Annotated in this window: 8 protein-coding genes; 5 read left to right on the forward strand and 3 right to left on the reverse strand. The window is 71.4% G+C overall.

Features of this window, described 5'->3' with window-relative positions; all coding sequences use genetic code 11:
• A partial coding sequence (locus AB0I83_RS20600) for an SUKH-4 family immunity protein (protein WP_363305629.1) occupies nucleotides 1–1,108 on the forward strand: 1,108 nt, incomplete at its 5' end.
• A 199-nt stretch (nucleotides 1,109–1,307) separates the two neighbouring features.
• Nucleotides 1,308–2,204, forward strand: coding sequence for a cellulose-binding protein (locus tag AB0I83_RS20605; protein WP_363305630.1), 897 nt, complete (start codon nucleotides 1,308–1,310; stop codon nucleotides 2,202–2,204).
• A 10-nt stretch (nucleotides 2,205–2,214) separates the two neighbouring features.
• Here the strand turns inward: AB0I83_RS20605 and AB0I83_RS20610 are convergent, their stop codons facing one another.
• Entirely contained in the window at nucleotides 2,215–3,831 is a 1,617-nt protein-coding gene (locus tag AB0I83_RS20610) for an MFS transporter (RefSeq protein WP_363305631.1), read from the reverse strand.
• A gap of 337 nt (nucleotides 3,832–4,168) precedes the next feature.
• Between AB0I83_RS20610 and AB0I83_RS20615 the strand changes: the two genes are divergently transcribed.
• Both AB0I83_RS20615 and AB0I83_RS20620 read left to right on the forward strand, forming a co-directional pair.
• Entirely contained in the window at nucleotides 4,169–4,957 is a 789-nt protein-coding gene (locus tag AB0I83_RS20615) for an ABC transporter ATP-binding protein (protein WP_363305632.1), read from the forward strand.
• Complete coding sequence (locus AB0I83_RS20620) at nucleotides 4,954–7,536, forward strand: FtsX-like permease family protein (protein WP_363305633.1); 2,583 nt, start codon at nucleotides 4,954–4,956, stop codon at nucleotides 7,534–7,536. Before AB0I83_RS20615 ends, AB0I83_RS20620 begins: the two co-directional genes overlap by 4 nt.
• 88 nt (nucleotides 7,537–7,624) lie before the next feature.
• On the opposite strand, the gene AB0I83_RS20625 is transcribed toward AB0I83_RS20620, so the two are convergent.
• On the reverse strand, nucleotides 7,625–7,957 hold the full coding sequence (locus tag AB0I83_RS20625) for a type II toxin-antitoxin system VapC family toxin (RefSeq protein WP_363305634.1): 333 nt from the start codon (nucleotides 7,955–7,957) through the stop codon (nucleotides 7,625–7,627).
• Between AB0I83_RS20625 and mfd the strand changes: the two genes are divergently transcribed.
• Nucleotides 7,956–11,486 (forward strand): transcription-repair coupling factor, encoded by a 3,531-nt coding sequence (gene mfd / locus AB0I83_RS20630; RefSeq protein WP_356536115.1) that lies wholly within the window; start codon nucleotides 7,956–7,958, stop codon nucleotides 11,484–11,486. The genes AB0I83_RS20625 and mfd overlap by 2 nt on opposite strands.
• A gap of 109 nt (nucleotides 11,487–11,595) precedes the next feature.
• Here mfd and AB0I83_RS20635 read toward each other — a convergent pair whose 3' ends face one another.
• Entirely contained in the window at nucleotides 11,596–12,324 is a 729-nt protein-coding gene (locus AB0I83_RS20635) for an HNH endonuclease family protein (RefSeq protein ID WP_356536118.1), read from the reverse strand.
• Nucleotides 12,325–12,683 lie beyond the last annotated feature (359 nt).

Below are 12,683 nucleotides of genomic sequence, written 5' to 3' on the forward strand. Positions count from 1 at the left end.
GATGTTCGCGGACGCGAGTATCGGTGGTCCGAACACGCCGCGCCCGCCCGGCCCGCCGGGTGCTCCGGGGATGCCCGGGCCGCACACTCCGCCGCCGCCCGGTGCGTACGGCTATCCGCAGCAGCCTGCGGGTCAGCCGACGGTCGGTCCCGGTTATCAGGCCGTGCTGCGTTTCCGGGCGCCCGACGGCAGTGAGCAGCAGCTGATCCGGCGTTCGGCGCCGGGTACTCCGCATCCGGAGTGGCAGATGCTGCATGAGCTGCGTGCGATGAATGTGCCGCCGCAGCAGGTCATCGAGCTGCACACGGAGCTGGAGTCGTGTGAGCTGCCGGGTGGTTACTGCGCGCGGATGATCCGGGAGACGTGGCCGCAGGTCCGGATCACGAGTGTCGCTCCGTACGGCACCGATCATGCGAGTCGGCAGCAGGGGATGCAGCATCTGCTGACGCATCAGGGCGAGTTGCACCAGGTGGCGGACGGGCCGGCGCGGCCTGCTCCGGTGCGGGCGCCGTTGCCGCAGGTGCCGCCGGCGCCGGCGTTGCCGCCCGAGGCGCTCGCCGAGGAGATGCTCGGTGCCTTCGGCCCGCAGGGTGTGCTCCGTTTCGACCAGCGGGCGGTGTCCCGTCAGGGTGTGCCCGAGATGGTGGCGCGGACGCTGGTGTGGGCGGGGCTGCCTGCTGATTTCGGGCCGTTCTTCTGGGCGCAGCCGGGTCATCCGGTGGTGCCGACGCTGGCGGAGCTCGCGGCGCAGCGTCAGGTGCAGCCGGCGTCGGACGCGGGTTCGTATCTGGTGATGGGTTCGGACTTCGGCCGGGCGGTCTGTGTGCAGTACGGGACGGCGAACATCGTGGCCGTTCCGGTGGAGGCGGGTCCTGGCGGTCAGCCGGTGCCGCCGCAGTTCGTTAACACGGGGCTGCCGGAGTTCGTGCGTTCGATGGCGCTGCTGGGGCGGATGTGGCGGCTGCGGTTCGGGCTGAATCCGGAGCAGGCGGGGCGTTGGACGGTCGATTTCCAGGCGCAGCTGGTGGCGTTGGATCCGGCGGCGCTGGCGTCGCCGGAGAGCTGGTGGTCTGTTCTGCTGGAGCAGATGTGGGACGGCCTGCTGTGATCTGATCGGTTCTGATCCGTTGTGCGCGAGAGGCGTCCGGCTCCTGGTGGGGGCGGGCGCCTTTTGTGTGCGCTTCTGTGATCCGGATCGCTTCCGTCCTGAATGCAGCTGATCGATTCCGACTTCCGGGCCAATTACCGCATCCTTGACGTATTGCTTCATGGTCGGGGAGTCGGAGAGCGGGAAGAGGGCTTCAGGGATGAGTGGTGGACCGGTGTCCGCGCACGGTTTTGTCGGCGTACGGGGGCGTGGTTACAGCCCTGAGCAGGTGGACCGGATGGTGGCCTCGCTGTCGGCCGAGCGGGACGGGGCCCTGGACCGGATCTCGCGGCTGACCGGGCTGGCGGAGGAGCTGGCCGCCGAGTCGGCGCGGCTGGGCGAGGAGGTGGCTTCGCTCGCGCCGCAGACGTTCGTGTCGCTGGGGGAGCGGGCGCAGCAGATCCTGGCTCTGGCGGAGGCCGAGGGGGAGGCGGCCCGGGGTGCGGCGCTGGAGGAGGCGCAGGCGCTGCGGGACGCGGCGGACGAGGCGGGCCGGGCGGTGCGTGAGGCGGCGCGTGACCGGTCGGGGCAGGTGCGTGCGGCGGCGGACGCCGGTGCGGAGGAGGCGCTGGCCACGGCGCGGGGTGCGGCCGATGCGCTGGCGGAGGAGGCGCGCCGGGACGCCGGTGAGGTGCGTGGGGCCGCGGACGCGGAGATGGCGGGGACGCGTCGTCGTACGGCGGGTGTGCTGGCGCATCAGGAGCAGGAGCACGCCGAGCGTGGCAAGGCGGCGCAGGGGGAGATCGCCGGCGCGGAGGCCGCTGCGGCGGAGCGTGAGACGGAACTGGCCGCGCGGGGCGAGGCGTTGCTCGCCCGGGCGCGGCGGGAGCTGGCTGAGACGGAGGAGGCGGCCCGGCACGGTCAGGAGGACGCGGAGGCGCGGGCCGCGGAGCTGTTGTCGGAGGCGAGGGTGGCGGGGGAGCGGGTGGAGCGGGAGACGGACCGGGTCCTGCGGGAGCACGACGAGGCCCGTGAGGAGTTGCAGGCGCACATGACGCATGTACGCAATTCGCTGGCGGCTCTGACGGGGCGAGCGGTGGCGGGCCCGGTGGATTAGGGGACAGCCCTTAGTCCTCGGCCGCCGAGGGAGCGCTTCCTCGCTCGTCCAGCACCGGGAAACGGCGCGGGGCCACGAAGACGAGCACCAGCAGGGCGAGAACGGCGGCGACCGCGGCCCCGGTGAACACGTGGTCCACCGCGGTGTCGACGGCCCTGCGCAGATGGTCCGCCGCGGCGGCGGAGAGGGCCGCCGGGTCCTCCAGCGCCTGCGACACGGCGTCCAGGCCGCCGGGGAGCCCCGGCACGTGGGCGTCGGCCAGCCGGGAGGCGAGCACCCCGTTGGCGACGGCGCCGAAGAGGGCGGCCCCCACGCTCTGGCCGACCTGGCGGCAGAAGAGCACGGACGCCGTCGTCGTGCCCCGTTCCGTCCAGCCGACCGTCGACTGCACGCCGATGATCAGCGGGAGCTGGAACAGGCCGAGTGTCGCGCCCAGCAGCAGCATCAGCAGGGCGGGCTGCCAGGCGGCGCCGGGGTAGGGCAGCAGCGGGAAGCACAGGAGTACCAGCAGGGCGCCGGACATGCCGATGATCGCCGTACGGCGGAAACCGATGCGGTTGTAGACCCGGTCGGAGAGGGCGGCGGCGACGGGCCAGCTGAGGGTCATCACGGACAGGACGAACCCGGCGGCGATCGGGCCGAGTCCGAGGACGGACTGGGCGTAGGTCGGGAGGAAGACGGTCGGCGCGACCATCAGCAGTCCCATGGCGCCGAGGGCGAGGTTGACCGAGGCGATGGTGCGCCGCCGCCAGACCCAGCCGGGGATGACGGGTTCCGCGGCGCGCCGCTCGATGACGACGGTCAGTGCGGCCAGTGCGGCACCCGCTCCGAAGAGCCCCAGTGAGGGGGCCGAGAGCCAGGGCCATGCGATTCCGCCCTGGACGAGCGCGGTCAGCAGGAGCGCACCGGTGGCGAAGACGGCGAGGGCGCCCGCCCAGTCGGTGCGGGGGCGGGTCGCGGGGCGTGGCCTGGCCGGTTCGTGGAGGTGGCGGATCACCAGCCAGAGGGCGACGGCGCCGACGGGCAGGTTGATCAGGAAGATCCAGCGCCAGTCGGCGTACGCGGCGAGGAGTCCGCCCACCGCCGGCCCCGCCACCGCGGAGGTGGCCCAGACCGTGGACAGTTTCGCCTGGATCCTGGGGCGTTCCTTGAGCGGGTACAGGTCGGCGGCGATGGTCTGCACCGTCCCCTGGAGGGCGCCGCCGCCGAGGCCTTGGACGACGCGGAAGGCGATGAGCGCCGCCATGTTCCAGGCCGTCGCGCAGAGCAGGGAGCCGGCCAGGAAGAGGATGATGCCCGCGATCAGGACGGGCTTGCGGCCGAAGGTGTCGGAGAGCTTGCCGTACACCGGCAGGGTGACGGTCACGGCCAGCAGGTAGCCGGAGAAGAGCCAGGAGAAGACGGCGAAGCCCCCGAGGTCGCCGACGATCTGCGGCACGGCGGTGGCGACGATGGTGCCGTCGATCGCGGCGAGGCCCATGCCGAGCATGAGGGCCGCGGCGACCGGGCGGCGAGCCCGGTCGGTGTCCTGTGCCGCGCCCGGCGTGACCGCGCCGCGCACCGCCTCAGGGCTGTCCGTACCGCCGACGCTCTCCGTGCCGCCCACAGGGTTTCCTTCCCTATGCATCTATTTTCCGGGGTCACTGTCTCACCGCTCGTGGTCCCGCGGCAGCCGCGGGCCGAAGGGTGAGACCCCTACCCGGGGCCGACGCGGGGTCCGCGAACCCCTAGGGGGAGCTACCGAGTTGTGCCCAGGGTGCGTTCCTCCCGCCGGAGGAGGTGGTGCGGGGGCCCTTCTCCTTAACGTGTTCCTACATCGCCGAGGTGGCTCGCCGCAGGGGGAGGGGTGGGGAAAACCCCCCGCGAAGACTGCGCCGGGCACCAGCGCGCCCGAGGCCCCTCGCACCCGAGACTCGACACGTACGCAGAGACGTCCAGGCATTGACCGACATAGGAGAAAAACCGTGACAACGGCTGTGACCATTCCCCGGCACGGGGACACCGGAGGGCGTACAGCCGTCGCTGCGCGGGCGCGGCAGGTCTTCAAGGCGTACGGAGCGGGGGAGACCCGGGTCGTGGCCCTCGACCACGTCGATGTGGACATCGCCCGCGGGCAGTTCACGGCGATCATGGGCCCGTCCGGGTCGGGCAAGTCGACCCTGATGCACTGCCTGGCCGGTCTGGACACGGTGACCTCTGGGCGGATCCACCTGGCCGAAACCGAGATCACCGGACTCAAGGACAAGAAGCTCACCCAGCTGCGCCGGGATCGGATCGGCTTCATCTTCCAGGCGTTCAACCTGCTGCCGACGCTCGACGCGATCGAGAACATCACGCTGCCGATGGACATCGCGGGCCGCAAGCCCGACGCCGCGTGGCTGCGGCAGGTCGTGGAGACGGTCGGACTCGCCGAGCGGCTGAGGCACCGGCCCACCGAGCTGTCCGGCGGCCAGCAGCAGCGCGTCGCGGTGGCCAGGGCGCTCGCGGCCCGCCCCGAGATCATCTTCGGCGACGAGCCCACCGGGAACCTGGACTCGCGGGCCGGCGCGGAGGTGCTGTCGTTCCTGCGCAGGTCCGTGGACGAACTCGGCCAGACCATCGTGATGGTCACCCACGACCCGGCGGCCGCCTCCTACGCGGACCGGGTGCTCTACCTCGCCGACGGCCGGATCGTCGACGAGATGCAGAACCCGACGGCCGAGCAGGTCCTCGACCGGATGAAGGACTTCGACGCGCGCGGGCGGACGTCATGACCGTGTGGAAGACCTCGAGGCGCAACTTCCTCGCGCACAAGGGGCGGATGGCGCTGTCCGCCGTCGCGGTCCTGCTGTCGGTGGCGTTCGTGTGCGGCACGCTCGTCTTCACCGACACGATGAACACCACCTTCGACAAGCTCTTCGCCGCGACCTCCGCCGACGTGACGGTGAGCCCGAGGGCGGCGGCCGGCGCCGACGACATCCCGGAGAACGGCAGGCCCGAGACGCTCCCCGCGTCCGTCGTGGCCGAGGTCGCCGGCGCGGACGGGGTGAAGAGGGCCGAGGGCGCGGTCACCAGCATGGCCGTCACGCTGGTCGACGGCCACGACAGGAACCTCGGTTCGGACACCGGTGCCCCGACGATCGCCGGCAACTGGACCGAGAACGACCTGCGGTCCATGGAGATCACCTCCGGCCACGCCCCGCGCGGCCCGACCGAGGCGATGATCGACGCGGACACGGCGGGGAAGCACCACCTGGAGCTCGGCGACGAGGTGCGCACCATCGCCGTCACCGGTGACATCAGGGCGAGGGTCACCGGTATCGCCTCGTTCACCGTGACCAACCCCGGAGCCGCCGTCGTCTACCTCGACACGGCCACCGCGCAACGGAAGCTGCTGGGTGCCCCCGGTGTCTTCACGCACATCTCCGTCACCGCCGAACCGGGTCTCGATGCAACCGAGTTGAAGAAGAACGTCGCCACCGCCCTCGGCGGCTCCGGCACGTACAAGCTCCAGACGCAGAAGGAGGCAGCCGCCGCCGGCAAGGACTCCATGGGTTCCTTCCTGGACGTCATGAAGTACGCGATGCTCGGGTTCGCCGGGATCGCGTTCCTCGTCGGCATCTTCCTGATCGTCAACACCTTCTCGATGCTGGTCGCCCAGCGCACCCGTGAGATCGGCCTGATGCGGGCCATCGGCTCCAGCCGCAAGCAGGTCAACCGGTCCGTGCTGGTCGAGGCGGTGCTCCTGGGCGTCGTCGGATCGGTCCTGGGCGTCGGGGCGGGCGTGGGTCTCGCCGTCGGGCTGATGAAGCTCATGGGCGCCGTGGGTATGGAGCTGTCGACCAGGGACCTCACCGTCGCCTGGACGACGCCGGTGATCGGGCTGGCGCTCGGCATCGTCGTCACCGTCCTCGCCGCGTACGTCCCGGCCCGCCGGGCCGGCAAGGTCTCCCCGATGGCCGCGCTGCGTGACGCCGGCACCCCGGCTGACACCAGGTCGGGCCGGCTCCGAGCCGTGATCGGCCTGGTCCTCACCGGGGCGGGCGCCGCGGGCCTCTGGGCGACGACCCGGGCGGACAAGGCGAGCGAGGGCTCCCTCTACCTCGGCCTGGGCGTGGTCCTCACCCTGATCGGGTTCATCGTGATCGGCCCGCTGCTCGCCGGTGCGGTCGTGCGGGTGCTCGGTGCCGTCGTGCTGCGGCTGTTCGGCCCCGTCGGACGCCTGGCGGAGCGCAACGCGCTGCGTAACCCGCGCCGTACGGGGGCGACCGGCGCCGCCCTGATGATCGGCCTCGCCCTGGTGGCCTGCCTCTCCGTGGTGGGCTCCTCCATGGTCGCCTCGGCCACCGAGGAGCTGGACAAGTCGGTCGGCACCGACTTCATCGTCCAGTCCGGCACCGGCCAGCTGATCGTGCCGCAGGCGGCGGCCGCGATCCGGAAGGTGCCGGGCATCGAGCACGTCACCGACTACAAGGTCCTCGCCGCGAAGCTCACCAACCCCGACGGTTCGACCGCCGACGAGCACGTCACCGCCGCCGACCCGACGTACCCGCAGGACCTGCGGCGCAAGACCGTGGCCGGCGACCTCGCGAAGGCCTACGGCACGGACGCCATGTCGGTCGGGTCGGACTACGCCGCTCTGCACGAGGTCGGGGTCGGAGACGAGATCACCGTGGCGTTCAGGGCCGGCCGTACCGCGAAGCTGAAGGTCGCCGCGATCACCTCGGACGACACGAACGTCGACCAGGGCGCGATGTACACCAACGTCACGACCGCCGAGCGTTACGTCGCGGCCGACAAGCTGCCCACGAACACGATCATGTTCGCCTCCGCGGAGGACGGCAGGGAGAAGGAGGCGTACGCCGCGCTCAAGAGCGCGCTCGCCGGGTACCCGCAGTACAAGGTGCAGAACCAGGCCGACTTCAAGCAGGACCTCAAGGACCAGATCGGCCAGCTGCTGAACATCGTGTACGGCCTGCTCGCCCTGGCGATCGTCGTGGCGGTGCTGGGCGTCGTGAACACCCTGGCCCTGTCGGTCGTCGAGCGGACCCGTGAGATCGGTCTGATGCGGGCGATCGGGCTCTCCCGCCGGCAGCTGCGCCGGATGATCAGGCTGGAGTCCGTGGTCATCGCGCTCTTCGGCGCACTGCTCGGTCTCGGCCTGGGCATGGGCTGGGGCACCTCGGCCCAGAAGCTGCTGGCCCTGGAGGGTCTCGGCGTCCTGGAGATCCCGTGGCCGACGATCCTCACGGTGTTCGTCGCCTCGGCCTTCGTCGGACTGTTCGCCGCCCTGGTCCCGGCGTTCCGGGCCGGGCGGATGAACGTCCTGAACGCGATCGCCACCGACGGGTGACGGGCCGGACGTAGGATGACTGGCCTGATGCGGCCCCGGGGCGTTCCTCCAAACGCCCCGGGGCCGGATCGCGTCATGGCCGCCGTCGTCAGGCGTGCATGACCGGTACGTCGTACTGGGGGATCCACTTGTCGCGGGTGACGACCGTCAGCCCTTCGGTCTGGGCCTGGGCGACGAGGATGCGGTCGAAGGGGTCGCGGTGGAGCGGTGGGAGGCCTGCCTTGACGCCGTGCCCCGCGGTGATCGCGAGGCTGGTCAGCTGGCAGTCGCGGACCCGCTCGGCCAGATCATCGGGCCCGGCCGGTTTCCCGCCCTCGCGCGGGTGACAGACCGGCGTCGTACGCTGGACACCCCGGCCCGTGCCACGTGTCGGGTCCTTCGCGTTGCTCACTCCTCGCCACACCGGACGGAATCCCTTCATGAGCCTGCACGGTCTGCTGGATGTCGTCGTCACCGACCCGGCACTCTCCGAAGCGGTGAAGGCCGCCTCCGACGGCCACCGCGCCCATGTCGACCTGGTCGGCCCGCCCGCCGCCAGGCCCTTCGCGGTGGCCGCCCTGGCCCGCGAGGCCGGACGGACCGTGCTCGCCGTCACCGCGACTGGCCGGGAGGCCGAGGACCTCGCGGCGGCGCTCCGCACCCTGCTGCCCCCCGACACCGTGGCGGAGTTCCCCTCCTGGGAGACGCTGCCCCACGAGCGGCTCTCCCCCCGCTCGGACACCGTGGGCCGCCGCCTCGCCGTGCTGCGCAGGCTCGCGCACCCGCGCCAGGACGACCCGGAGACCGGGCCGGTCAAGGTGGTCGTCGCCCCGGTCCGCTCCGTGCTCCAACCGCAGGTCAAGGGCCTGGGCGACCTGGAGCCCGTCGCGCTCACCGGGGGGCAGAACGCGGACCTGGGCGAGGTCGTGGACGCGCTCGCGGCTGCCGCGTACACCAGGGTCGAACTGGTCGAGAAGCGCGGCGAGTTCGCCGTGCGCGGCGGCATCCTGGACGTCTTCCCGCCGACCGAGGAGCACCCCCTGCGGGTGGAGTTCTGGGGCGACGACGTCGAGGAGGTCCGCTACTTCAAGATCGCCGACCAGCGGTCCCTGGAGGTCGCCGAACACGGGCTGTGGGCCCCGCCCTGCCGTGAGCTGCTGCTCACCGAGGACGTACGCACCCGGGCGGCGGCCCTCGCCGAGGCGCACCCGGAGCTCGGCGAGCTGCTGGGGAAGATCGCCGAGGGGATCGCGGTGGAGGGCATGGAGTCGCTGGCCCCGGTCCTCGTCGACGAGATGGAGCTGCTGCTCGACGTCCTGCCGAAGGGGTCGATGACGCTGGTCTGCGACCCGGAGCGGGTGCGGACCCGGGCGGCGGACCTGGTGGCGACCAGCCAGGAGTTCCTCCAGGCTTCCTGGGCGGCCACGGCGGGTGGCGGTGAGGCGCCCATCGATGTCGGCGCGGCCTCCCTGCGGGGGATCGCCGACGTCCGGGACCGGGCCCGTGAGCTGGGCATGATGTGGTGGTCGACCTCTCCCTTCGCCGCCGACGAGGAGCTGGACGGGGACACCCTCAAGCTCGGGATGCGCGCTCCGGAGGCGTACCGCGGCGACACGGCCCGGGCGCTCGCGGACACCAAGGGGTGGCTGGCCGACGGCTGGCGCACGGTGTACGTCACCGAGGGGCAGGGCCCCGCCTCCCGTACGGTCGAGGTGCTCGGCGGCGAGGGCATCGCGGCCCGGCTCGCTCCGGACCTGGGCGACATCGCGCCCTCGCTGGTCCACGTCTCGTGCGGCGCCATCGACAACGGCTTCGTCGACCCGGGGCTGAGGCTGGCCGTGCTGACGGAGACGGACCTGACCGGCCAGCGCACGGCGAGCAAGGACCTGGGGCGGATGCCCGCCCGCCGCCGTAAGTCGGTCGACCCGCTGACGCTGCAGACGGACGACTACATCGTGCACGAGCAGCACGGTGTCGGCCGGTACATCGAGATGGTGCAGCGCACCGTGCAGGGCGCGACCCGCGAGTACCTCCTCGTCGAGTACGCCCCCGCCAAGCGCGGCCAGCCCGGCGACCGGCTGTACATCCCGACCGACCAGCTGGAGCAGGTCACCAAGTACGTCGGCGGCGAGGCGCCCACCCTGCACCGGCTGGGCGGCGCCGACTGGACGAAGACGAAGCAGCGGGCGAAGAAGGCGGTCAAGGAGATCGCCGCCGACCTGATCAAGCTGTACTCCGCGCGGATGGCGGCCCCGGGCCACGCCTTCGGCCCGGACACCCCGTGGCAGCGGGAGCTGGAGGACGCCTTCCCGTACGCGGAGACGCCCGACCAGCTGTCCACGATCGCCGAGGTCAAGGAGGACATGGAGAAGTCCGTCCCGATGGACCGGCTGATCTGCGGCGACGTCGGGTACGGCAAGACGGAGATCGCGGTGCGCGCGGCCTTCAAGGCGATCCAGGACGGCAAGCAGGTCGCGGTGCTGGTGCCGACGACGCTGCTGGTCCAGCAGCACTTCGGCACCTTCACCGAGCGGTACGCCCAGTTCCCCGTCAACGTGCGGGCGCTGAGCCGTTTCCAGTCGGACACCGAGTCGAAGGCGACGCTGGAAGGGCTCAAGGACGGGTCCGTGGACCTGGTCATCGGCACGCACCGGCTGTTCTCGTCCGAGACGAAGTTCAAGGACCTGGGCCTGGTCATCGTCGACGAGGAGCAGCGCTTCGGCGTCGAGCACAAGGAGCAGCTGAAGAAGCTGCGGGCCAACGTGGACGTGCTGACCATGTCTGCGACGCCCATTCCCCGTACGCTCGAAATGGCCGTCACCGGCATCCGCGAGATGTCGACGATCACGACGCCCCCGGAGGAGCGGCACCCCGTCCTCACGTTCGTCGGGCCGTACGAGGAGAAGCAGATCGGCGCGGCGGTGCGGCGTGAACTCCTGCGTGAGGGCCAGGTTTTCTACATCCACAACCGGGTCGAGTCCATCGACAGGGCGGCGGCGCGGCTGCGTGAGATCGTGCCCGAGGCGCGGATCGCGACGGCGCACGGGCAGATGGGCGAGAGCCAGTTGGAGCAGGTCGTCGTGGACTTCTGGGAGAAGAGGTTCGACGTGCTGGTCTCCACGACGATCGTCGAGTCCGGCATCGACATCTCCAACGCCAACACGCTGATCGTGGAGCGCGGTGACAACTTCGGCCTGTCCCAGCTGCACCAGCTGCGCGGCCGTGTCGGCCGTGGCCGGGACCGGGGCTACTCCTACTTCCTGTATCCGCCGGAGAAGCCGCTGACGGAGACCGCGCACGAGCGTCTGGCGACGATCGCCCAGCACACCGAGATGGGTGCGGGCATGTACGTGGCGATGAAGGACCTGGAGATCCGCGGCGCCGGGAACCTCCTCGGCGGCGAGCAGTCGGGTCATATCGCGGGGGTCGGCTTCGACCTGTACATCCGGATGGTCGGCGAGGCGGTGGCGGACTACCGGGCGGCCGTGGACGGCGGGGTCGAGGAGGAGCCGCCGCTGGAGGTCAAGATCGAGCTCCCGGTCGACGCGCACGTCCCGCACGACTACGCCCCCGGCGAGCGGCTGCGCCTCCAGGCGTACCGTGCCATCGCCTCCGCGAACTCGGAGGAGGACATCAGGGCGGTGCGCGAGGAGCTCACCGACCGTTACGGCAAGCTGCCGGAGCCGGTGGAGAACCTCCTGCTGGTGGCCGGCCTGCGGATGCTGGCGCGGGCCTGCGGGGTCGGCGAGATCGTGTTGCAGGGGCCGAACATCCGCTTCGCGCCGGTGGAGCTGCGGGAGTCGCAGGAGCTCCGGCTGAAGCGGCTGCACCCGAAGACGATCATCAAGCCGACCGCGCACCAGATCCTGGTGCCGCGCCCGACGGCGGGCCGTATCGGCGGGAAGCCGGTGGTGGGGCGCGAACTCCTGTCGTGGACCGGGGAGTTCCTTACGACGATTCTGGGGTCGTAGCCGGGTTCCAGCTGCGTCCTGGCGTGTCCTGACCGGGTCCTGACCGGGTCAGGGAACGGGAGGCCGGCGGGGCCCGGAAGGCGGCCGCGGGTTCCCGTTCCCGCTCCGGTCAACGGCTGCCGGCCTCCGTGGGGTTGCCGCCGGCCGGCAGCTTCCGGTCCGGGCAGGACTTCAGTACCTTCGTCATCGCGTCCTTCTCGGCCTGGGTCACCCACAGCTCGTACTTCTTCTTGACCGCGACCTGTCCCGCCACATAGGTGCAGCGGTACTCCTTGTTGGGGGGCAGCCAGGTCGCGGTGTCCCCGTCCCCCTTGCGGCGGTTGGTGGAGGAGTCGGCCGCGACGAGGTTGACCGGATCGTTCGCGAACGCGCGCCTCTTGGCGTCGGTCCACTTCTGCGCGCCCTTCTGCCAGGCGTCGGACAGGGCGACGAGATGGTCTATGTCCACCTTGCTCCGCCCGCGCGTGAAGGTGATGCGGCCTCCGGTGTAGGGGTCCGGGTCGAGGACTCCGCTCAGCACCTTGCATCCGTCGGAGTCCCGGGAGACGTCGTCGAGCTGCGCGGCGAGTATGTCGTCGCGGGTCCCGCATCCGTTGTCGTCGGTATCGAGCCATGCGGATCCGAACGCGTCGCGCTCGTAACCCGTTTTGGGCGCGCGGCCCTTCACGGGGAGTCCGGCGGTGGCCTGTAGCGCCGAACCCGCCGCCGCGGGGCCGGGCGCCGTGTCCGGCGGACCGTCAGTGATCTCGCAGCCGGTCAGGGCGAGCGTGCCCGCCAACGACAGTGCGGCGATCGGGAGCAGGCGGCGGGCGCGGGGCGGGGCTTGGAAGGAGGTCACGACGCAACAGCGTAGGCGCCGGGGGTGCGGGGGAGGCAGGGGGCCCGCACCGTCGATTTCCGGACGACTACCGCAGATCTGCCGGAAAATAGTCCACTTGTTCGGTGATGGTCGGTCATGATTGCTTCATGGGTGTTACGGAGGGGGCTCTGACATCGCCTGTCGCCAGGTGCGACGTGTGTGTGCGCCACGTTGATCGGCGACGGCCCGTACGAGGTATGGGGCGGGTGCGCCGCCCGGCGGTCCGCCCTGTCGGACAGCACCGCGGCCTGTCCGACGTCACAGCGCACTGAGGGCGGGGAGCCCACCGGCGCGCTCCTCCCCTCCCGCGCATCCAGACGGTTTCTTTCGCATCCAGA

The organism is Streptomyces sp. NPDC049970 (assembly GCF_040660235.1).
In the GTDB taxonomy this organism is placed as follows: domain Bacteria; phylum Actinomycetota; class Actinomycetes; order Streptomycetales; family Streptomycetaceae; genus Streptomyces.